Genomic DNA, 22,456 nt, shown 5'->3' on the forward strand with positions numbered 1-22,456 from the left:
TCTCCTAACTTCGTGACGGGAGGGATCCCGTCGGGGAATCCGGTGTTGTCATTCCTGCACGGAGGCCAGGGATCGGGAGAGGTAGGGCGACGGCGCACGCGGCGCAGCCTCCCCACCCCGCCGCGCATATCTACCAACCAGTGGAGAAGTTATGCACCCCTCCCGCTCAGCCTCTCACCCTTGAGCGATAGACCGGCAGTGCGTGACGCGTGGGAATACCGGATGCGGGCTATCATCGCAAAGAATGGTGCGCATCCGTCCAGAGCGTCCACAACGTGAACACTTCCGTTAGGCCATTGATATTTATGCGCTTAAAATTCGGCGCGCCCGTTACTGGCGCGGCTGCCGGATCAGCGGCCAGGGATCCAGAGTTTCCAAGGCCGCAACAATAGAAAGCAGCAGCTGTTCTTCCCCGAAGCGGGTGGCGCCCACGTGCACCCCGAAGGGCAACTCCGTGCCATCGACTTCCGCGCGGTGGATCGGGATGGCGACCGCGGCCGGTCCAAACATATTCCAGGAGCTGGTCCACGGGCTCACAATGCACTGGCGCCGGAAATCTTCAGCCGGATCATCCGGGCAGCACACCCAGGCCGGGTCGGCCGGCGGAGTACCGAGCGCCGGACTCACAATCACGTCATAATCCGCGAAAGCCTCCCCCATGCGCCGGGCAATGGCGTACATTCCCTGCAAGCCGGCCATAAGCTGCGGCGCGGATGCCTCCCGCCCGCGAGCGCGCAGCCACCGACTCATCGGGGTGAGGAGCTCCTCGCGTTCGGGCGGGAGCGGAATGGCAGCCGCGCCCGCCTGCCAGATCGGCATAAAGGATTGCCAGGCTTCCGGCCCGAAGGGCCGCGCAATCTGCTCCACCCGCGCACCCATAGCACGGAAATCTTCCGCGGCCCGCGCCACCGCGTCCAGGCAGGCGGGGTGGATCTCGGTATCAACATTGAGCGGTTCGGTGAGCACCCCCACCCGCAGGTCAGCCAAGGCCAGCGCCCGGCTGCGCGATTGCGGCCCGCACCCGAATTCCGCATCCAGGGTGGCCAGGTAGTCCCCCGCTCCCGGGTAGGGGCTCCAATCCCCGGGCCGGCGCCGCGCAATAATATCGAGCCCGGCCGCCAAATCGCGGGCGGTACGAGCCAGCACCCCGGCGGTGGCCAGCCCGCTATCGGAGAAGAAGGAGGATCCGGGTCCGGGTGAGACCAGCCCGCGGCTGGGTTTGATGCCGAGTACCCCGCAGTGCGCGGCGGGAATGCGGACCGAGCCGCCGCCGTCGTTCCCGTGCGCGATGGGGACTACGCCGGCCGCAACCGCCGCGGCCGCTCCCCCGGAGGATCCGCCGGCGCTGCGGGCCAGGTCCCAGGGGGTGCGCGCCGGGGTAAGGCCGGCCGGTTCGGTGTAGCCGACGAAACCGAATTCCGGGGTGGTGGTTTTTCCGATGGTCACGGTGCCGGCGTCCAGGATGGACTGGGCGACCCCGCCGGTGGTGGTGGCGACATTTCCGCGCATGGCCCGCGAGCCGTATTCGGTGGGCAGGCCGGCCACGTCGTCGAGGTCTTTGATGGGGAAAGGCACCCCGGTGAGCGGCCCTCCCCTGCCCTCTTTCAGTTGCGCGGCGGCGGCGTGGGCCTGCCGCAGCGAGAATTCTTCTGCGATATGCGTGAATGCGCCCACCGCGGCGCCGCGGCTGCGGGCCCGTTCCAGCACCCGCTCGGTATGCACGACGGGGTCCACACGGCCGGTGCGCATGCGCCGCGCCAGCTGCATGGCAGAAAGATCCAGGGGGTCGACGTTCTCCTCAAGAAATTCCATGTTCACAGTGTACGTGAGATAGGGCACGTTTGCCGCCGGTGGCATATTAAGTTTCGGTGCAATTCTCTTCGCGTTCCGCGCGCCGCTATTCGGTTTCGGTGCGCTTCTCTGCGGTTTCCGTGCCGGCGCGGGCGGCCCAGGGGCCGTGTTTCGCCCGTTCCACGGCTTCTTCGCGCGCCGCGGCGGTGGGGATGGCCAGGTTTTCCATCAGCTCGGCTATCTGTGTGGCGGCATTATTTTCACGACGACGCCGCAAGCTGGCGGCGGTGGCGGCAATCTCTTCCGTGGATAAGTTCTGGGATAGCTTGGCCTTGCCAATAATCTCCGTGACTTTAATATCCACGCCCACGATGGCGCGCAGCATGCGGCGCAGCTGGTCAGGCCGCGCGTGGGTATCGGGGCGCCAGGTACCTCCGTGGTGGGCAATTTCGTGGGCGTCTACTAATTCCCGCAGGGTGGGGATGAGCCAGGCGGGGTCCTCGTGGATAGTGAGCTCGCCGCGCAGGTGCACGGTGAGGTAATTCCAGGTGGGAACCCGGGCCAACGGCGCATCTGCCGGGCCGGGTGGCATATCGGAGGGTGATATATAGGTATTCGGGCCGGTGACCACCATGAGGCAGGGTCCGCTATCACCCGCCTGGGGATTAATACGTGCCATATGGCTGTGGAGGTGGAGAGTGCCGGCGTCGTCGTACTTAATATTAAAAGGAAGGAGGGTGGCGTCCAGGCCGCGCGGGCCGGCCGTTATTAATTCTCCCACCCCGATTTGGGCAGCTAGTTCCACCGCGCGTTCCGGTTCCAACGCAAAACGACTCGCCACGTACATGACAGCCAGTGTAATGCGCGCGGCTACGGCGTGCGCATGACCTCCACCGGGTCACGGTAGGCCGCGAAAATCGCCGGGGGAATGCAGGCGAGCAGCGCCACGAGCACCGCGAGCACCCCCACCGCCACCGAGAAATCGAGGGCAACCGGATTGCCGCTCAGCCGGCAATAACCCCAGGCCGCGGCGATGCCCAGCGCGGTGCCGCCCACGGCCGGGTAGGCAATGCGCGCGATTACCAAGGCCACCAGCCCGCCGCGGGTGATACCGAGGGTGCGGCGCCGGCCCAGGTCGCGGCGGCGGATAAGCACGTCGGCCAGCACCACCGCGGCGATAAAGAGCGCCCCCACCCCGAGAATGAGGATGAGGAGCGCGCGGCCCATGCCCGCGACCTGCCCGGTCACGGCCACGCCCTGTTTCGCCTGGCTGACGGAGCTGCGGATAATGAGTTTGGCGGGGTCGAAATCCCCGAGGGCCGCGAGGGCAACATCGGTGACCGCGGCAATATTTTCGGCGTCGTTGGCCAGTGCGGTCACCCGCACGTAGGCGCCCGAGCCGCCCCCGGCCAGGAGGTAATTATCGAGGTCCTCGAATCCGCCGCTGGGGGTGAAGGAGCCGACCACGGCCCACTGCCGCCCGCCGCGCGATTCCACGTACCCGCTGGGGAAGGCCAGGCGCAGCTGCGGCAGCATGGCTTCGGGCACGATGGCTTCTCCCGGACCGGGATAACGCCCGGCTGTTAATGTAATTATTTTGGAGATGTCGCCACCGGTTTCCACCAGGGCGAACAGCTGGGAGGCCGGGCCGAGCGGCCCATTGACCACGTCCACCGTGCTCCGGTATCCCACTACCCCGGCCACCCCGGAGGTGCCGTGCAGGGTTTCCAGGAATGCTTCGGGGAGCAGCCCAGCGTTTTGTTGATCGATGAGGGTGAGCTGGCGGGCTTGCGGGCCGGTGAGCTGGCGGTGCAGCTCGGCTTCGGTGGCGGCCTGGCGGCCCACCGTCACGAGCGACGCCGCGCACATCACTCCGAGCACCAGGGCCACCAGGATGGTGGTGACCAGGGCCCCGCGCGCATTTTTCGCGCCTTCGCGTAGCAGAACAGCGAATTTCATAGCCGCACCACCTCATCTGCCGCATTGACCACCGTGGGATCGTGGGTGGCAATAATGACACTGCATCCGGATTCCGCGGCTTCGCGCAGGGCGCCGAGCACGAGGTTGGCATTATCCGGGTCGAGGTTTCCGGTTGGTTCGTCGGCCAGGATAAAGGTGGGGGAATTGACGAGGGCGCGGCAGACCGCCACCCGCTGGGCCTGCCCGCCGGAGATTTGCCCGGGCCGGTGGTCGGCGCGGTGTTCCAGGCCCAGGCCGGCCAGGAGTTCGCGGGCGCGGGTGCGGGTGGCTGCCAGCGAATGTCCCGCGTAAAGCCCGGGTTCCATCACGGAATCGAGAACGGGGCGGGTGGGGTCAAGTTCGGAATCTTGAAAAACGAAGCCGATGCGGCGGGCGCGCAGGCGCGAGCGTTCCCGGTCGGTGAGCTCGCTGGCTGCGGCGCCGTCGATAAGGACCTGCCCGGAGCTGGGCGTGAGGGTGAGCCCGAGGAGGTAGAGCAGGGTGGATTTGCCGCGCCCCGAGGCCCCGGTCACCGCGGTAATGGCGGCGGGGGCGAAAACGTGGGTGAGGCCGTCGAAGAGTTCTTCGGCGCCTTTCCGGTAGCGGAAGCGCAGCTCACGGGTGGCGATGCCGGGCGCGTCCATTACTTCGTGCTTTCCGGACTCGGGGTGGCTTCGGTTTCTGCATCTGCGCCGGGGCCGGTTTCTGAGCCTTCGCTAGTGCCCGTGCCTGAATCTGCACCGGGGCCGGTTCCTGAGCCTTCGCGGGAACCTGTATCCGCGCCGGAACCGCCGGGCGCTCCGGAGCCGCTAGGCGCGCCGGACCCACCGGGCGCGCCGGCCTTCTTCGCGTCGGCCAACGCATACACGCTTTCCCCAGCCCGCACTCCCTCAACTACCGCCAGGCCGCCGGCCACAGTCTGAACCGTGACGGTGCGGGGCGCGGCCTCCCCCACGACCCTCACGCTCACGGTCCCATCCGGCATCGTAGAAAGCGCGGAGACCGGCACGGTAGGCCCGGTCACCGCGGGCACAATCTCAATATCGGTAAGTAGATAGGCTTTTTGGCTGGCCGGCAATTCCCCGCACCGAGTGCCGCACAGCAGCCCGCCATCTTCCGCGGTAACAGGGACCTTGACCTGGCCCCCTTCTGTTTCCTCCGGCTCACCGGTAATACCGATGAGGGGCTGTTCACCCAGCTTGACGCGAATACCCATTCCCGGCTGAATCATGGCTTGCTGTTCGCGCGTGATTTCCATATAAAAACTGGGCGTTCCTGACACCGAGTTAATAATATTTTCACTTCCGTTCAGGGCCGCACCGGGCCATGCAATACTGCGGTCCAGGGTGAGCGCAGCTGGTAGTTGCGGCACTGCCACAAGTTCTCCCAGGCCGACGACGCCGCTCTGTTCCTGCCCGCGCGCTTTTTGCCACGCTTTCGTTGCCGCGGTGGTGGCGGGGCCAAATTTCCCATCTGCCACGGTTTGTGAATAACCGAGGGTGGCGAGGAGCCGCTGGTATTGGGAGACATCCTCACCTTCGGTTCCTTCGGCGAGGGGCCGCCAGAAGGGGGTGGAACCTTCTGCCGCGATTACCTCGGTATTTCCGACGGTGTAGAGGGTGTCGCCAGCGTGGAATTCTCCGTCCGCGGCAACGGAGGTGATGGTGCCGTTGAGCTGGTTCACGGCAACTGGTTGTGCCGCGCGTTCTACCGTAGTGGAGAGTGTGAGGGTGCGGCCAATATTTTGCTCGGTTACGGTGACGGTCATTGTCTCCGCTCCCGTTTGGGTGATCCGCTCCGGGGGTTTCAGGGTGGTGCGGCCCGCCCAGAATGCCAGTGCCGCCACGAGGAGGAGTGTTATCACACCTGCGAGGATCTGAATTATTTTCTTGTTCATGGCAGCACGCCTTTCGTGGTAGCCACGCGATCACACGTGAATGGTAAACATCATGGGGTTATTTTATGCCATAGAGCTCTGTGGCAGGAGGGTCACTGGGGCAAACTTTCCACACTTCCACGGGGATCTGGAATTCAAGAGATCCCCCATTATTAGGCCACCAGCGGTGCTCCGGATCGGTATGGAACTTAGCAACATAAGTTTCCCGAGCGGGACGTTTGGAGGTATCAACCTTATAACCATGCGCGGCGAGGCATGGAATATAGTATTCATCCCAGTAGTCCCAGACCACCCGCAATTGATCCTCCGACCAGTCGGTAAGAAATTCTGGATTGAGGAAATACATCGCATAGCATTCGTAACTAGCCAAGTTATATGCCGCCTCTTGCGATTCTGGAATACTCCCATTGGAAGCGACCCCACCTTTGGGATTGACATGGGATCCAAAACCCTTGCCGGTCAAACACTCAGCCATTTTGATATTCGACTGTTCCAATGATTCTTGCCACTCCACGAGCGGAACATCCGGCGGATCCTCAATTTCCAAAAACTCCGCATCACGTTTCAGCCACTGCGCGCGGAATGCGAGTTTCTCTTCCTCCGTGTGATAGCGCGGCGAGATTTTAATCTTCGCTTTCCAGGTATTCGGATCCCATTCGGATGCTGAAGCCGCAGCGGTGCCGTGACTGGTTGCACCGGCACTTCCAGGATCGGAACCACCCGCGGCGCAACCGCCCACCACTATGAGTAACGAACTAAAAACCGGTAGAACTCTATGCTTCATGCAACACCCCTATCGCCAGCAGATCAGTCAATCCCATAAAACTCTGTAATTGGCGGCGTTTCCGGGCACACCTTCATAACTTCCGGCGTGATTCGGAAAGAAAGCTCACCCTTATTATCCGGCCACCACCGATGCTCAGCATCAGAGTAAAACGTCGTCGCGTAAGCTTCCCGCCCCGGACGCTCGGAAGTATCAACTGTGAAGCCATGTGCCGCAAGGCAGGGGATATAGTATTCATCCCAGTAATCCCACTGCATCCGCAACTGATCCTCTGTCAAATTCGCAAGAAACTCTGGGTTAAGGAAGTACATCGATTTACATTCATAGGCTGCCATACCTAAAGCCTCCTGCTGCGATTCAGGGATCGGAGGATCAAACAGAATTCCCCCCTGCGGGGGAACCTCAGCGGAGAACCCTTTACTCCGCAAACACTCCGCATTCTTTTCATTGTCCGCGCGCGGAGAATCCATCCACTCAACTAAAGCAATATCAGGTGGGTTCATAACTCCGATCGTCTCGGCATTACGCTCCAGCCAGCGTTTCCGGAAAGCTAACTTCTCTTCCTCACTTGTAAACTTAGGAGAAATCTCTATATCAGTTTTCCAAGAATCCGGATCCCATTCAGATGCAGCGGACGCTGCCAATTCACTGTCAGCATTGCCAGCAGTTCCGGAATCAGAACCGCCAGCAGCACAGCCAGTCAGCACTGTAAGGACAAACCAGAGAGTAGATCCAATCTTATGTTTCATGGCCGTACCTCATTCCACGCCATAAAACTGGGAAGCTGGAGGAATCTCCGGACAAACCTTTAACACCTCTGGAGGGATTTCGAATTCAAGAGATCCTCCATTGTTTGGCCACCAACGATGCTCAGCATCACTGTAAAACGTCGTGGCATAGGTTTCCCGAACCGGGCGCTTGGAAGTATCTACTTTGAATCCATGCGCGGCCAAACAAGGAATGTAATACTCATCCCAGTAATCCCATATCACCCTCAATTGATCTTCTGACCAATTGGTGAGAAATTCCGGATTCGGAAAATACTTCGCATAACACTCGTACCAGGCAAGGTCGTACGCCTCTTCTTGCGATTCTGGAATACCCGGGTCAAAAGCGACTCCGCCCTGAGGTGGCACATAGGCACTAAAACCCTTTTCTCTGTAACATTCGGCGTGCTTGGTATCCATCAATTCCACAGAGTTTTGCCATTCAACAAGAGCGACATCCGGAGGAGCTTCAATCCCAGAATATTCTGCATTACGTTTCAGCCACTGCGCGCGGAATGCTAGTTTCTCTTCCTCCGTGTGATAGCGCGGCGAAATCTTGATTTTCGCTTTCCAGGTATTCGGATCCCATTCGGACGGTGAAGCTACAGCTGTTTCACTTCCAGTTTCGCCGGCGCTTCCCGAGTCAGAATTACCGCTTGCACAACCACCCACCGCAATAAATAAGGAACTTAAGGTACATAGAATCCTGTTTCTCATCTCTCACGCCTCATTCCAAGCCGTAAAGCTCTGATTCTGGAGGGATATTAGGGCACTTTTTCCATACCTCAGGTGGAATCTGGGTCAGGAGAGCTCCGTCGTTGCTGGGGAACCATCGGTTTACGGCATCAGTGTGAAATGTTGCAACATATGTTTCTCGGGCAGGCCGCTCGGAAGTATCGACGGTAAACCCGTGCGCCGCCAAGCAGGGAATATAGTACTCGTCCCAGTAATCCCATATCACTCGCAATTGATCTTCCGACCAGTCAGTAAGAAATTCCGGATTAGGAAAATACATCGCTTGGCACTCGTACGCAGCAATTTTATACGCCTCATATTGAGACTCCGGAATAGCTGGGTTAAAAATAACTCCGCCCTGCGGTATCGCATGAGCGCTAAAACCTCTTTCCTTGAAGCATTCGGCATTCTTATTATCCATCAATTCCAGAGACCCTTGCCATTCCACAAGCGGAACATCCGGCGGAGTCTCCAATTCCAAAAATTCCGCATCACGTTTCAACCATTGCGCACGGAAAGCGAGTTTCTCCTCTTCCGTCTTGTAACGCGGCGAAATCTTTATCTTCGCCTTCCAACTATTTGGATCCCACTCGGATGCTGAAGTTACAGCTGTTTTACTTCCAGTTTCGCCGGTACTTCCCGAATCAGAACCAGCCTGGGCGCAACCACCCACTGCCATGAGTAGCGAACTGAAGACCGGTACAATCCTATGCTTCATGCGACACCTCTATCCGCTACGCATCAATCGATCCCGTAAAACTCTGTAATTGGTGGCGTTTCCGGACACACCTTCATAACTTCCGGCGTGATTCGGAAAGAAAGCTCACCGTGATTATCCGGCCACCAGCGATGCTCCGGATCAGTATGGAACTTAGCAACATAGGTTTCCCGCCCCGGACGCTCGGAAGTATCAACGGTAAATCCATGTGCCGCCAGGCAGGGAATATAGTATTCATCCCAGTAATCCCACTGCACCCGTAACTGATCCTCTGTCAAATTCGCAAGAAACTCTGGGTTAAGGAAGTACATCGAATGGCACTCATAGAGAGCCATACCGAAAGCCTCCTGCTGCGATTCAGGGATCGGAGGGTCATACATGATTCCCCCTTGCGGAGCAACCTCAGCGGAAAACCCTTTACTCCGCAAACATTCCGCCTGCTTTTCATCGGCCGCATGCGGAGAATCCATCCACTCAACTAAAGCAATATCAGGTGGATCCACCACACCCATCGTCCGAGTATTACGCTCCAGCCAGCGTTTCCGGAAAGCTAGCTTATCTTCCTCACTTGTAAACTTAGGAGAAATCTCTATATCAGACTTCCAAGACTTCGGATCCCATTCGGAGGAAGCCGATGTTTGAGCATTTTCGGCTCCTCCGGAGCCTTCACCTGTGCAGCCGCTAATCGGGATCACCACAGCAACCACTAAACAAAGAAAAAATCTCTTCATTGAGCTTCCCTCCCCCGCTAAATCGAGTGGGTGGCGAGGGGACCTCCCCCGCCACCCACTACAGGATTCAGAACCATCTACCAGTCAATCGGGGTACAGGTAGCATGGGTAGGCGCACGAAGTAGTTCTTCCGCCGAGGCCCTCCAGTTCCCATCGAAATAACGCGAAACGACGCTGGCCCTCAATCTATCGCTCCGAGAATAAAGCGTCTCCCCACGCACCGCAATCGTCATCAATTCATACGTCTGCTGTTGCGCATATACGCCAACATGAGCCTGGTTGAAGTTACATTTCTTGTAGCCACCCACCTGGATAGCACTGGCTGATGGCATAAACGCCACGATTGATAGCAGTGTTGCTGCGAATGCAGCACCTACTTTTCGGATAGTCTTCATGATCTGCCTCCTGTTCATCGTTGAACGGTTGGGACTTGTGACCCTTAACGACGCTCGGATAAGCGCCGTTAACGCTACGCTAAAGGACGTCTTAACCATCTGTCAATACCTTGGTGCCACTTAATTTCGGCAACCACATCGCGTGCACCGGCATCGCATTTAACGGCACACCTGTCGCAATATCGCGCTCAATAGCGTTGCGACTAACACGCTTCACGGAAACGAACGTCCGGGGTGTGCCGCGTCGGCACACCCCGGACGTAGATAGGGCAATTTAGTTATTAGGATTCAGTGCTGAGCCGCAGGGCATAGCTACGGCCCGAAGTCCCACCACTGGCCGTGGCATTTTCCCGGGTATCCACCCGGATGGTATCCCCGTCATGAGCGTCACCTGCGAGGATCATGCGGGCCAGCTGGTCACCGATCTCCCGCTGGATAAGCCGACGTAGCGGGCGAGCCCCGTAAGCCGGATCGTATCCATCCATCGTCAGGTAATCGCGCGCCGCCGGACTCACATCCAGATGCATCCGCCGCTCACCCAGCCGTTGCTCCAACTGCGTGATTTGCAGATCCACAATCTTGCCGATTTCCTCCATGCTCAGCGGATGGAAAACAATCACGTCATCCAAGCGGTTGAGGAACTCCGGCTTGAAGTGCGCACGCACCGCCGCCATGACCGTGTCATATTGGGCCGCCGCATCCATCGTGGGATCAGCCAAAGCCTGAGAACCCAAATTCGAGGTCAGAATAAGGAGGGTATTGCGGAAGTCCACGGTGCGGCCCTGGCCGTCCGTGAGGCGCCCGTCGTCCAAAACCTGGAGCAGAATATCGAACACATCCGGGTGGGCCTTTTCCACTTCGTCAAGCAGAATCACCGAGTAAGGCCGCCGCCGCACCGCTTCGGTGAGCTGGCCGCCTTCCTCATAGCCCACGTATCCCGGAGGTGCCCCGACCAGCCGCGAAACCGAGTGCTTTTCGGCGTACTCCGACATATCGATACGCACCATGGCGCGCTCGTCGTCGAACATAAAGTCCGCCAGCGACTTCGCCAACTCCGTTTTCCCCACACCCGTAGGCCCGAGGAAGAGGAAGGAACCATCGGGCCGGTTCGGATCCTGCACGCCGGCGCGCGAACGGCGCACCGCATCAGAAACCGCCCGCACCGCATCCTGCTGGCCAATAAGGCGATGCCCGATTTCCTCCTCCATATGGAGGAGTTTCTCCGTTTCGCCCTGCATGAGTTTACCCACCGGCACGCCCGTCCAGGCCGCCACCACTTCGGCAACTTCCTCAGAATCCACCCGCTCAGCAATCATCGGTTCATGATCGCGAGCCTGGCCATCCGCTTCGGCCGCTTCCGCCGCGGCAATCTGGCGTTCTACATCAGGAATATCACCGTTTTGGAGCCGCCCGGCATCCTCATACCGGCCCTCGCGAACCGCTAACTCAAACTCGGTGCGCAACTCATCAAGCTTGACCCGCAAATCACCCACCCGGTTACGCCCGGCCTTCTCATTTTCCCACCGAGCGGTCAGGGCAGCTAATTCTTCTTTGCGATCCGCCAATTCCGCACGGATGGTTTCTAGGCGGTCGGCGGTAGCTGCGTCGTCGTCCTGAGTTTCAGAAAGATAGGACTCCTCCATGGTGAGGCGATCCACCTGGCGCTGCAAAACATCGATTTCCTCCGGGGAAGAATCCAATTCCATGCGCAGGCGGGAGGCCGCTTCGTCAATAAGATCAATGGCCTTATCGGGAAGCTGACGGCCGGTAATATACCGATTCGAGAGCTGCGCCGCGGCAACAAGAGCACCGTCCGTAATTGTTACTTTATGGTGCGCTTCGTATTTCGGGGCGATGCCACGCAAAATTGTGATGGTATCTTCCACCGAGGGTTCACCCACGAAAATCTGCTGGAAACGGCGCTCCAAAGCCGGGTCCTTCTCAATATTTTCGCGGTACTCATCCAAGGTGGTAGCACCGATCAACCGCAATTCCCCGCGCGCGAGCATCGGCTTGAGCATATTTCCGGCATCCATGGCGCCTTCGGAACCGCCACCGGCCCCCACGATGGTATGGATCTCATCAATAAAGGTAACGATTTCACCCGCTGCCTCTCTGATTTCATTCAGGACAGCCTTGAAGCGTTCCTCGAATTCACCGCGGTATTTTGCACCGGCCACCATTGCAGCCACATCCAATTGGATGAGCCGCTTACCGCGCAAAGATTCCGGCACATCGCCATTGACCATGCGCTGCGCCAGCCCCTCCACAACGGCGGTTTTCCCAACACCCGGTTCCCCGATGAGCACCGGATTATTCTTGGTACGCCGGGAAAGGACCTGGACCACGCGGCGGATTTCGCTATCGCGGCCGATCACCGGATCCATTTTCCCTTCCCGAGCCATCGCGGTGAGATCCTGACCGTATTTCTCCAGTGCCTGGAATGTGCCTTCCGGATCCGCGCTATCCACCTTCGAGGTGCGCACGCGCGGCAGGGTAGCACGCAGCGCCTCATGCGAGGCACCGGCGTTCCGGAGGATCTCCCCCGCCTGGGACTGCGAAGCCGCAATCGCCATGAGGAGATGCTCGGTAGAAATATAGGCATCACCCAAACTGGTTGCTTCCTTGCCGGCCTCCGAAATCACCCGCGAGAGCGGGCGCGACGCCCCGGGATTTTGCACCGAATCCCCCGCCGAACGCGGCAACGAAGCCAGCGCCCCGGATACTCGCTCCGCGATCTCCACCCGATTAGCCCCCACCGCTTCGAGCAGGGCAAGAGCAATTCCGCCTTCCTGGGCGAGCAGCGCGCTGAGAAGATGCACCGGCTCCACCTGGGGATTGCCCGCATCCGTCGCCGTGCGAATGGCCTGCGCCAAAGCTTCCTGCGACTTCGTTGTTAGTTTATCCATGACAACTCCTTACATCGGCGGCGGCTACCTGTTCACCACTTCGCCGATCCACTCATAGCAACGCAAGCTTTCTTGAGTCTATTCCACTCAAGTTAGAAGATGTAGCAGTTGCGGGTACCAAGCCACTGAAACGCGCGCTACCCTAATTCTTGGGCGCCGCGATAGATCAACTCCGCAATCGGAGCAATATCCCGATTCAAGAAAAGCTCGCGCAGCGCATCCTGGAATTCCTCGAAATACGCTGCCGGAATAGCTATGGCATCGTATCCGTGGGTCATGAGATACCCGGAAGCCATGAGCCGCGCGGTGCGCTTATTACCATCAAAGTAATACTGTGCCAGCGTGGAGGTAGCGAAAAATTGCACCGCGCTCCGCAGCGGATCGCTCTCATCCAGGCGCGCCAGCGAAGCCGTGAAAATCGCGTGCAGCGCAGCCGGATCCTGGGGTGCTTGGTAGTGCGTACCCGCCACGTCCACATTCCCGTGCTGCCCGCGGACCGCACCTTCTCCCCGAAATACGCCGGAATCAATGAGAGAGTGGTAGGTGAGGGTGCGATGGATGCGGTTCTGGGTGTCCTCATCCATCCGGAACAAACCTGCCCGCACTAGATTTGCGACCAACTCATGGGCGGAAACCATCGCCGCCACATCCTCATCGCTGCGCTTGTGGCCGGGTAGCGGGCGTTCTTCGATCAGGGTCACAACCTCAGGGAGGGTCATAGTTTTACCTTCCAGCGTGGCCATGGACCACACGTGCCCCGAGGTAAGAAAGGCGAAGCGCTCAACCGCTTTTTCTGGCGTGCGGGGTGCAATCGCGGGTGCGGCAGGAGCGGGCAACAGAAAAGCGCCAATGCCATCGCCTACAGAGGCCGGCCGCCCGGTAGCTGCGTCGTCGTACCCGTGATACTGCCGCGACCCGAGGCTATACCGCGACATCATCTTCTTTTTCCTTAATCCAGGTGAGCGCCGCAGGAACGTCACCAACCGCGTACGTATCTACAACCGCGCGCCCGACCCCCACGTAATGTTTGAAGAAATCGATCCACTGCGCTCCCGCGCTCACATCCTCGTCAATCGGGAGCACCCACAGGGGCTGCATGCCGCCCCAGGTGGCAGCCGTTTTATCCAGACGATCAATATCGGCTTGCGGAATATAAAAAATAGGTGTGCCGCTCACCGCGTGATCCAGGCTCGCCGACAGCGCAAGAGCCCCAGAAATCCAATAAGTTTTTGTGATGAGCGCGAGGTTGCGCAATAAATCTTTGCCGGTTTTATCGCTGTAGAGCAGTTGCCCGCCCCGTTCCCGCAGCGGCGCGGCCGGCCCACACGCGGCCAGCAACGACGCGCGATCATGGACGCGCCCGGTTTCCTCCAGCCGAGCCAGCTCGCCCTCATCGGTGGCGGTCAGGCGCCCCTCGATTGCGCGAGAGAAAAGACGTACTGCTGCGTTCGGCTCCATACCCGCTATCCTAGCGGCCGCGTGCCGCGTCGCATATTGCGGGGCCGCGCGGAGCCGCCCCGCGGGGCGCACCCGAACCCGCCCGCCTATACTGGATGAATTGCATACCGAATGGAGGAGGAGCGGTGCCGGAAGGTCACGCTATTCATCGTCACGGACGTATTCTCACGGCGCTTTTCGGTGGGGACGCCGTGGCGGCCAGTTCCCCGCAGGGGCGTTTCGCTGAAGGTGCGGCCCTGCTGGACGGATTGCGCGCCGGGCGGGCCCACGCCTGGGGCAAGCATCTTTTCTGGCCTTTCCTTTCCACTTCCGAACAAGCCGCGGCGGGTGGTATTCCTACCGTTGAGCTTGGCGACCCGCAGGCCACCTGGCTCCATATTCATCTAGGCCTTTACGGAAAATGGGCTTTTGCGGGGCCGGGAGTAGCCGGTTTGCACGGCGCCGGGATTCGGGTGAGCCCCACCGAAGATTCGGGGATGCGCAAAACCATCGACGGCGGGCAAGATGGCACAACGCGCCTGGTCGAGGCGCCGACGGGTGGTCGCGATGGTCTACCGGAAGACAATATTCAAGTCCTGGGAGAATTGGCGACGACGCCGACAACTCGCTTGCGCCTCGCCGGGCCGGAGGCGGTTGCCCAGCTCACCGGCCCTGCCCGCTGCGAGATTCTCAGCGGGGAGGAAGTCCTGGGGGTGATTGCGCGGCTCGGCCCCGATCCTATTCGTAATGAGGAGGGTGACCGGCAGCGATTCGTGGCCGGGGCGCGCCGCCGGAAGATCCCGGCCGGCCAGGTGGTGATGGATCAGGCTGTTGTGGCGGGCCCGGGCAATATTTATCGGGCTGATTGTTTGTGGCGCACCGGGATTTCCCCGCTGCGGCCGGCTAATAAAGTTTCCGAATCCCGGTATCGCGAGCTGTGGGATGATCTGGTGCTGTGCATGGGCCGCGATGTGGATTCCGGGATTATTGTGACGATCCCGCCCGAATTCCAGCCCGATCCGATTCCCGAGGGGGATCCGGAGCTCTCACGCTTCGCGGTGTATCACCGCACCGGCCGCCCGTGCGTGCGCTGCGGCGCAATTATCCGGGAGGAACTCATGGCGGGGCGGCGCCTCTTCTGGTGCCCGGGCTGCCAGCGTTAACCCGCGGGTTTTCTGGGGCCGTACCGCGGCGGGCGGGGTTCACCCGATTGCTTTCTTCGAGGTTCGCCGCGGCGGGCGGGGACCATGCGACCTGCACGGTATCTGCTACCGGGCCGATAATAAGCTGGGCTCGGCCCGGAATATCACGGCGGGCACTCACGCCGCGATAGCGAAAATCTCCGGAGAACAGGACGACCGCCGGGGAGGTAGCCAGGAGCCGCCGCCACAGCGGGAGGTGGCTGAGGTGCGAGGGCTCTGCGGTGGCGAGGATCAGGTGCCACCCGAGTTCTGCGGCATCGACGAGTACCTCGGCGAGGGGTGCGAGCGGAGAACTTTGCGGATCAAGAAGTTCGGCATCATCCACCATGACAATAATCGGTGCGGGTGACGGGGATTGTGGCGGGGCGGGCTCGGTGCGGCGGGTTGTATCTGGAGTATGGGCACGGTCCGCCGTGCTGTGCGTTTGGGTGCGGCGGGCGGCGAGTACCTGGGCGAGGGCTTCCATATCCGCCCGGGCCTGCGTGGTGCTTCGGTAACTTCCCGCGATGAGTTCCGGCGGGAGGTACGTGCGCAGATGGCCATGCGGGTCAATAAGGAAGAGCCGCGGGAGCGGGGATATATGCGTTAATTGCCGGGCGAGGAGGCGCAGCGCCGCGGTTTTCCCCGAACCTGCTTCCCCAATAACAAGAGCATGCCCGGTAGCGGCAAGATCAAGAGTGGCTGGCCCGCGATGGCGAGCGCTCATTCCCAGGTGCAACGAATGTAGCGCGGGCTTGTGGAGGCCGCCTCCCGTGAGTAGGTCCTGGTAGGTGAGGTGGGTGGGAAGTTCCCACAGCTGGGGTGCGGGTGGCCCGGACCAGGCCACGCGGATATTGGCGAGGAGATCACCCCGGTCGAGACCGGGTGAGTCCGGGCCCGAGCCGGGTGGATGCGCGGGCGGCGCGGTTGAATATACGGGCGGCGCGGTTGAATATGCGGGCAGGCTCGCTGCCTCTGAGTGAGCGGAGTACGGCTCGGTGGTGGCGAGTAAAAAATGTTCCCCGGCCGGAGTTATCCCCCGGCCCGGGCAGTCCACCGGCACGGTGGCCGCGCGCCGGTGCGGGGCATGGGAATCATAGGGATCAGCCAGGCGCAGCTCCAGTCGGGTGGTGAAAAAATCGCGCAGGTGCGCGGGAATATCGGTGGGGCGCCCGGCCGTGGTAATAATGTGGATGCGGCTAGCAGGGCCACGCTCAATAAGTTCCGTGAGTGGCTCGTCCAGTTCGGGGCGTGCCCGCAGCACCGACCAACCGCGCAGGAAAATAAATATTTCTCCGAAAGGATCGGGGCTGGGCGATTCCCCGCTGCGTGCGGCTTCGCGAGCGCGAAGCATATTCCTCAGCTCAACCAATCCGGCGCGCATCCGCTCCGGCTCGGAATAATCGACCCGGAAACAAATATGCGGCACATTAATAAGGGCTGCGAGCTCGGCCCCTGAAGCATCGCACAGCGCGTACTGCGCTTCGGCCGGGGTATATCCCAGCGCCAACGCCCCGGCAATAGTCCGCAGGGCTTCATCGCATCCGGCTCCCGGAGCACCGAGCACCAGGAGGTGAGAATCCGCGAGATCAATATGGAGCGCTTCGCGGCGTTGGAGCAGGGGAAGATCGCGCTCGCCGAGCGTGAGCCGGAGCGGGGCGGCGCGCTGGCTCGGCGCATATATCCCAAACCGGGCTGAAGTACGCACCGCGATGAGCTCGGTGAGGTGGCGCGGGCGGGTGAGCGGCTCCAACCAGATCGGGTGGGCCCGCGGCCCGGTCCCCCGCAGCGGTGCGAGTGCCGCAGTGAGTGTGGATGGCCCGGTCTGAACCGTGCCCGCCCCGGAAGCTGCATGAGTGAGCGGGGTGGCTGGTGGCCCGGAGCTGCGTCGTCGTACCGCGGGAACCTGAGCCGGGCGGGCCGCGAGCGGCGCAGAAACATAAAACCCGGTGAAGCGATGCGGCGCACCGCCGCAGGCAAGGAAACCGCAACCGGGCTGGGGTGGGAGGTGGGCGGCCTGCGGGGTGCCGATGACCGCGCGAGATTCGTGCTCGGAAAAAGTGCGCAGCGCGATGCGGTAGGACAGGTGGGAATCCAGGCCGCGCAACCGGCCTTCGTCCAGGCGCTGGGTGGCGAGCAGCAGGTGGATGCCGAGCGAGCGGCCCAGGCGGCCGATGGCGACGATGGTGTCGATGAGATCGGGGTGGTCGGTCAGGAGCTCGGCGAATTCGTCAATAATAATAAGGAGTGGCGCGAGAAGCGGGCCGTCATGGGCGCCGCGAGCGCGCGCTGCCTCGTATTCTCCCAGGTGAGAGTGCTGGCCGTGCTCGGCGAGCAGGTGTTGGCGGCGGTTCATTTCCCCGCGCAGGGTTTCCTCCATGCGCTCGCTCAGGGAGCTATCGCGTTCCAGGTTGGTGACCAGGGCCGCGGTGTGGGGCAGCTCGGCGAAAGGATGGAAACTCGCCCCGCCCTTGTAATCGATCAGGACCAGGTTGAGCTGTTCGGGTGAATGGGTGAGGCAGAGCCCGAGGAGGAGCGTGCGCAGCAGCTCCGATTTCCCGGAGCCGGTGGCGCCCACGAGCAGCCCGTGCGGGCCCATCCCACCGGCCGCGGCCTCGTTGAGATCGAGCCACACCAGGGTGCCTTGCGGATCGAGCCCGAGCGGCACGCGCAAGGTGGCGGCCGGGCGGTGAGTTGGAGAAAGCGAGCCGGGGAGCTGCGGAGCGGAGGACTGTAGAACGGGTGACGAAACGGGCGACGGCGTGAGGGATGGCAATCCGAGCAACTTCGCAAAACCCTGCACGCCGGTGGAATCCTGCGAAGCCGAACCGTGAGCCCGGTAGAGCGCCCGGGCACAATAAGCCGCCCCGTCCAGGTCAAGCAAATCGGGAATCCCCGAGCGTACCCCGGTACTATCGGCGAGGCTGAGATGCGCGGGCTCGGCACCATCCGAATAATCCACAAGCGCGACGAGACTGCCGGGTTCGGGAAGCGGGCCCGCTTCATGCTGGGCAGGCCAGTCGCGTGCGAGCGCGCGGGGTTGATCAGCCGGGCCAGCTTCTTCCGAGGGCCGATTTTCGCGCTCTGATTTTTCCCGGACATGCAAAGCGAGGTGGGAAGAGGAGCCTGGGCAATCAGGCTCCCCGGAAGGCCCCTTAATAATAAGGTGTATGGCCTTTCCGAGCCCCGGTTCCGAGACGGCGTACGGGGGCAGCCAACTGAGCCAGCCCGCCTCGGCCTCAGGCACATGATCGCCCGGGATAATAGCGAGATCACCAGGCGAAAAACTCGCCGCGAGCTGGCAGAGGAGGGCCCGCACCCAGGCCCAGGCCGCCTCCCCACTCACCGTCACAGTGGAATACGAAGGCAGGTCGAGGAGTGCAGGTCCGGGGATCGGGCACTGCACCTCCGTGGCACAGCGGTCCCGCGCCCGGCGGGCGGCGTCGTCGCGCTCCCCCGGAGGATCCTCCGCGAGCGTGACAGTATACGGCGGCGCGAGCAGCGCCTGCCCCACCCGGATCGGGCCCGGTGGCGGTGGCGTGCCGCGGCCCAGGCGCAGCGGGAGCACGAGCGGGGCCGGATAACGTTGCGCTTCCTCGCGAGCACAGGCCTCCAGTATGCGGGCAGCTTCGGCTTCGCACCTGGTCAGGGCGGCGAGGTAGTCGCGCCGCGCGCCGTCGCGTTCCCCGGCGTTACGCCGCAGCCCCACGCCCACGTTGAGGAGCGCGAGCGCGAGCATGAGAACCCCGAGCGTTCCCATGAGGAGAAGCAGATGGGGAGAGCGCCGGGTGGTGGACGTGAGAATCACGAGCATCACCACGGATAGCAGCGCGGGAAGGAACATGACGGCGCTCATTTTCTGCCCACTGCCGCGATAACACGCGGGCGGCGCGGGAATGCACAGGGCCTCCATGGCTTCCTCCTTTCGCGAGCGCGCTCTCCTTGCGGCACACCCTAGCGGGGGTCCGGTTTCTTGGCGAACCGTTATCCACAGCTTCGGTACGACGACGCATTTCTCTCGCAAAGAGCCAGCTGGGCTTGTGGATAACTCTCTGGCCTGTGGATGAGCCCTGGTCAGGTTGCGGCCTTCTTGATACCGTGCCCTCACCCCGCGGCTGCGGCGACATGAGCGGGCGGGTATGCCGAGCGGTATGCCGCGCGCCGGGCGGACGAGTGCTCGGGTAAGCGAGTGCTCGGGTAGGCGGGCGCGGTCACCTAAGAACGCAGAAAGGAGGGCATATGGCCGAAGAACTAGCAGAATCGCGCGGCGCGCAGCCGGCGGATATTGCGATTCCCGTCTGCGTGCATTGCGCGGGGCAGCGCGGCGAATTCGAGCTGGCCAGTTCGCTCTCACTAACGGCGCTTATTCCCGAGGTGCTGCGCCTCCTCGCCCCGGATTTTGCGGCTCCCACCTGGACGGTTCGTACCGCCACCGGGCAACGGCTAGATCCAAGCTTGCCGGCAGGCGGCCAGCTCTCCCCCGGAATCTGCCTTTTTATTGACAGACCTGCACCGCCCACGCCCCCGCGCAGCGACCCGGTTCTCAGCCGCATCCGCCATTCCACTCTGAAGGAGCGCGGCGAACTTTCCTCAGCCACACTCCGCAACTGTGCCACGGTGCTGGTGGTGGTATGCGGGCTGGGCCTGGCCGGATATACCGCGCGGGCCGCGCTCCCCCACATGCTCGCCCTTCCCGTACTGGCCGGGCTCGCGCTTGTTTTCCTCGGTCTTGCCCGCGTGAATTGGGCGCATGCTCGCCGGTGGGAAGGCCCAGGTGGGAGCACGCGGGCGCAGCTGGTGGTGTTAGCTCTACTCGCGGCCAGTGGCTGGACGGGGGCAGCCTGCGGATGGCGCGCGGCCCCGCTGGTTTTACCAGGTGCGGGACCGCGTGGGATTGCAGCCGGGAGCCTTCTCCTTATCATCGCGCTGCTAGCCCGGGCGATAGTTCCCGTGCCGGGCGGCCGCAGTATGCTGCTGAGCTGGGCACTTTGTTTGGCGGGCTGGGGCGGCAGCGCCTTGCTTCACGCCCGACTTGCCGAGCCGGCTGCCCTCGTGATCGTGGTGGCCCTGGTGTGCACGGCCCGCCTGATTGCGCCGATTATCTTGCGGTTGAGCGCGCCCCCGCCGGAGGTGTCCGCCGCCGAAATAGCGGATTTACCGGCGGAGCACAGCCCGGAAAACTGGGCCCGCATTCTCATCCTCCGCGCCCTGGGCGGCGAAGCCGGCACGGTCTTCGTGATCGCCGCGCTGCTACCGCTGGCCTACCGCCCGGATATCCTCAGCGCGGCCATATGCGGCACGGCAGTAACTGTGCTCGGGCTGCGTGCCATAAGTATGCGCGCCGACGCCGCGTTTGTACTTCGGCTTGTCTTCTTCCTTCTTCTTGATGTGGAGCTCTGCGTGCTGGCCATGCGGAATCCGGCAGCGCACGCAGCACCGGGCCTTCTTGCTTGCCTGGCCGCTCCGGCGCTGGTGAGTATTCCCGCTCTGTTCCTCGGATATCGGAGCCCTCGGGAAACATTGGAGACACTGGAGAGCCTGGGGGCTACCGAGCATCGGGGCCGCGGCGAGCACTCTGAGGCCCAGCTTCTTCTCATCCGGCGGATGGAGATCGCCGAGCAGATTCTTACCGCGCTGCTTGGCGCCGGGATAGTTATTGCGATCAGCCCATGGTAAACGCGCGCACGATTATGAGCTCCCGCCGTTTTCGGCGCCGCAGTATTGCGGGCGCGTTGTGGTGGGGGCTGCCGGCTCATGAGGAAGCTCCCCGCCCGGGATTAGCAGGGCTGGCCGGAGCCCTTGGGCTTGCCCTGGTGACTGCGGCCGGTACCGGGGCAGCGCGAGCGCTCTCACCGCAACTTCCCGACGGCTGGGAAGATGGCGCTGTTCTCATCGCTGCGGAGAGCGGGGCGCGCTATCTCAGTTCCGGTGGAATTCTCCATCCCCTCACCACCCTGGCTGGCGCTTATCTTTTGTATCCGGAAGGCGTGGCGACCCATGTGCTCCCGGCTGCCCGGCTCGCAGATGTACCGCGCGGGGCGCCCGTGGGAATTCCGGGTGCTCCCGATTCTCTACCAAGCGCAGCCGAGCTGCGTGACCCGTGGCTGGTGGCCTGCCCCGTGACTGTTACAGATTCACGGGAGGGCAACAAAGAAAATATGCAGGGCACGGCCGCGCCGTTATCCCTGGCGGCCTCAGCCCCACTCCCTGAATTCGGTGGGGCGGTGCTGGTGCGAACAACAAGTGGTTTGTGGCTGGTTGCTGCTGAGCAACGCTACCGGGTGGATATACCGGAAGCCGCTTTCCGTAGTGAGTTTCCGGGCTTACCGGTGCTTGAGGCGCCACCGGCGTGGGTGGAACTCTGGTCAGAAGGCCGGGCCCTCACCCCGCTCAGCGTTCCCGCTGCTGGCGAGTCGGCCGGGTATCTTCCTGGCATCGGGGAGGCCCGGGTTGGTGACCTGGTTGTTTTTGCTGGAAGTGATGGCACCCGCACCTGGTTCCACATCAGTTCGGGCGGGGTGCTCGAACCGCTCTCCCCCACCGCGTTCCACCTGTACCGGCTCTCCGAGCACAGCGCTCGGGCGCGGGTATACGCCCTTGATCCGGCAGCTCGCGCCCATCTTAGTTTTCGCGAAACCGGCCCCGGAGACGGCTGGCCCGCTGATCTCGGCGCGCTCACCGCCTCGGCTTCCGCCCCGACTGCTGGTGCGACTGCCGGTATGGATTCCGAGCGTGGTTCCGCTACCGCTTCAAGCCCAACTTCCGATGCCGCGCAGCCCGGCCCCGCGCGGGTATGCACGGCTTTCCACGCGGGAAGCTCGTTCCTGGTGCACGCACCTGATTCCCCGCTGCTACCCAGCGGAGCTGCGCTCGTGGCCGGCACGGATGCGGGAAGTGCCACCCTCTTGCAGGGAAGCACCCTCGTAGATATCGCCGATCTTGACCAGCTGCGCCGGGCCGCGAATTGGGAAAACATCACTCCGCTTGAGATTCCGCCCGCCTGGCGCGCACTCCTTCCCGAGCCGGCCGTGCATCTTTCCGTCGATGAGCTCTGCACCGATCCTGGCGGTACCGCCCGGACCGATATTGCTGCCTGCACCCGGCACCGGCCGTGAATGACCAGACCCACAAGCCCAGGCCGGGGAGAGGATT

General features: G+C 62.1%; 18 protein-coding genes. 3 read left to right on the top strand and 15 right to left on the bottom strand.

Features of this window, described 5'->3' with window-relative positions:
- Positions 1 to 330 precede the first annotated feature (330 nt).
- From ACRQFC_RS00610 to ACRQFC_RS00675, 14 genes are all read right to left on the bottom strand, one after another.
- Complete coding sequence (locus ACRQFC_RS00610; protein ID WP_284904282.1) at positions 331 to 1,812, bottom strand: amidase; 1,482 nt, start codon at positions 1,810 to 1,812, stop codon at positions 331 to 333.
- An 85-nt stretch (positions 1,813 to 1,897) separates the two neighbouring features.
- Complete coding sequence (locus ACRQFC_RS00615; RefSeq protein WP_284904284.1) at positions 1,898 to 2,638, bottom strand: FMN-binding negative transcriptional regulator; 741 nt, start codon at positions 2,636 to 2,638, stop codon at positions 1,898 to 1,900.
- 23 nt (positions 2,639 to 2,661) lie between these two features.
- Positions 2,662 to 3,750 (bottom strand): FtsX-like permease family protein, encoded by a 1,089-nt coding sequence (locus ACRQFC_RS00620; RefSeq protein WP_284904286.1) that lies wholly within the window; start codon positions 3,748 to 3,750, stop codon positions 2,662 to 2,664.
- Complete coding sequence (locus ACRQFC_RS00625; protein WP_016441826.1) at positions 3,747 to 4,394, bottom strand: ABC transporter ATP-binding protein; 648 nt, start codon at positions 4,392 to 4,394, stop codon at positions 3,747 to 3,749. The genes ACRQFC_RS00620 and ACRQFC_RS00625 overlap by 4 nt, the downstream gene beginning before the upstream one ends.
- Entirely contained in the window at positions 4,394 to 5,647 is a 1,254-nt protein-coding gene (locus ACRQFC_RS00630; RefSeq protein WP_284904287.1) for a peptidoglycan-binding domain-containing protein, read from the bottom strand. The genes ACRQFC_RS00625 and ACRQFC_RS00630 overlap by 1 nt, the downstream gene beginning before the upstream one ends.
- 58 nt (positions 5,648 to 5,705) lie before the next feature.
- The gene (locus tag ACRQFC_RS00635; protein ID WP_284904289.1) at positions 5,706 to 6,431 is read right to left on the bottom strand and encodes a hypothetical protein; all 726 of its coding nucleotides are present in this window, start codon (positions 6,429 to 6,431) and stop codon (positions 5,706 to 5,708) included.
- 23 nt (positions 6,432 to 6,454) lie between these two features.
- A complete protein-coding gene (locus ACRQFC_RS00640) occupies positions 6,455 to 7,180 on the bottom strand; it encodes a hypothetical protein (protein WP_435713464.1) in 726 nt (241 codons plus the stop codon).
- 9 nt (positions 7,181 to 7,189) lie between these two features.
- On the bottom strand, positions 7,190 to 7,915 hold the full coding sequence (locus tag ACRQFC_RS00645) for a hypothetical protein (RefSeq protein WP_087069961.1): 726 nt from the start codon (positions 7,913 to 7,915) through the stop codon (positions 7,190 to 7,192).
- A gap of 10 nt (positions 7,916 to 7,925) precedes the next feature.
- Entirely contained in the window at positions 7,926 to 8,651 is a 726-nt protein-coding gene (locus tag ACRQFC_RS00650; protein WP_435713465.1) for a hypothetical protein, read from the bottom strand.
- 23 nt (positions 8,652 to 8,674) lie between these two features.
- Positions 8,675 to 9,382, bottom strand: a complete 708-nt coding sequence (locus tag ACRQFC_RS00655) for a hypothetical protein (protein WP_435713466.1) — start codon at positions 9,380 to 9,382, stop codon at positions 8,675 to 8,677.
- 77 nt (positions 9,383 to 9,459) lie between these two features.
- Positions 9,460 to 9,777: a hypothetical protein gene (locus ACRQFC_RS00660; protein ID WP_087069963.1), complete on the bottom strand. Its 318-nt coding sequence runs from the start codon at positions 9,775 to 9,777 to the stop codon at positions 9,460 to 9,462.
- A 281-nt stretch (positions 9,778 to 10,058) separates the two neighbouring features.
- Entirely contained in the window at positions 10,059 to 12,686 is a 2,628-nt protein-coding gene (gene clpB, locus ACRQFC_RS00665; RefSeq protein WP_284904291.1) for an ATP-dependent chaperone ClpB, read from the bottom strand.
- A gap of 137 nt (positions 12,687 to 12,823) precedes the next feature.
- Positions 12,824 to 13,624, bottom strand: coding sequence for a Fic family protein (locus ACRQFC_RS00670; protein ID WP_284904293.1), 801 nt, complete (start codon positions 13,622 to 13,624; stop codon positions 12,824 to 12,826).
- Positions 13,608 to 14,144, bottom strand: a complete 537-nt coding sequence (locus ACRQFC_RS00675) for a hypothetical protein (protein WP_284904295.1) — start codon at positions 14,142 to 14,144, stop codon at positions 13,608 to 13,610. The genes ACRQFC_RS00670 and ACRQFC_RS00675 overlap by 17 nt, the downstream gene beginning before the upstream one ends.
- Positions 14,145 to 14,269: 125 nt before the next feature.
- Here ACRQFC_RS00675 and ACRQFC_RS00680 point away from each other — a divergent pair, with 125 nt between their 5' ends.
- Complete coding sequence (locus tag ACRQFC_RS00680; RefSeq protein WP_284904296.1) at positions 14,270 to 15,286, top strand: Fpg/Nei family DNA glycosylase; 1,017 nt, start codon at positions 14,270 to 14,272, stop codon at positions 15,284 to 15,286.
- Here ACRQFC_RS00680 and ACRQFC_RS00685 read toward each other — a convergent pair.
- Positions 15,240 to 19,217 (bottom strand): FtsK/SpoIIIE domain-containing protein, encoded by a 3,978-nt coding sequence (locus tag ACRQFC_RS00685; protein WP_284904298.1) that lies wholly within the window; start codon positions 19,215 to 19,217, stop codon positions 15,240 to 15,242. The genes ACRQFC_RS00680 and ACRQFC_RS00685 overlap by 47 nt on opposite strands.
- 326 nt (positions 19,218 to 19,543) lie before the next feature.
- Between ACRQFC_RS00685 and ACRQFC_RS00690 the strand changes: the two genes are divergently transcribed.
- Positions 19,544 to 20,980 carry a hypothetical protein gene (locus ACRQFC_RS00690; RefSeq protein ID WP_284904299.1) on the top strand — a complete coding sequence of 479 codons (1,437 nt, stop codon included), beginning with the start codon at positions 19,544 to 19,546 and terminating at the stop codon, positions 20,978 to 20,980.
- The gene (locus tag ACRQFC_RS00695) at positions 20,974 to 22,419 is read left to right on the top strand and encodes a type VII secretion protein EccB (protein ID WP_284904300.1); all 1,446 of its coding nucleotides are present in this window, start codon (positions 20,974 to 20,976) and stop codon (positions 22,417 to 22,419) included. The genes ACRQFC_RS00690 and ACRQFC_RS00695 overlap by 7 nt, the downstream gene beginning before the upstream one ends.
- Positions 22,420 to 22,456 lie beyond the last annotated feature (37 nt).

It is taken from the genome of Actinotignum inguinis (assembly GCF_051265835.1).
GTDB classification, from domain to species: Bacteria; Actinomycetota; Actinomycetes; order Actinomycetales; family Actinomycetaceae; genus Actinotignum; species Actinotignum timonense.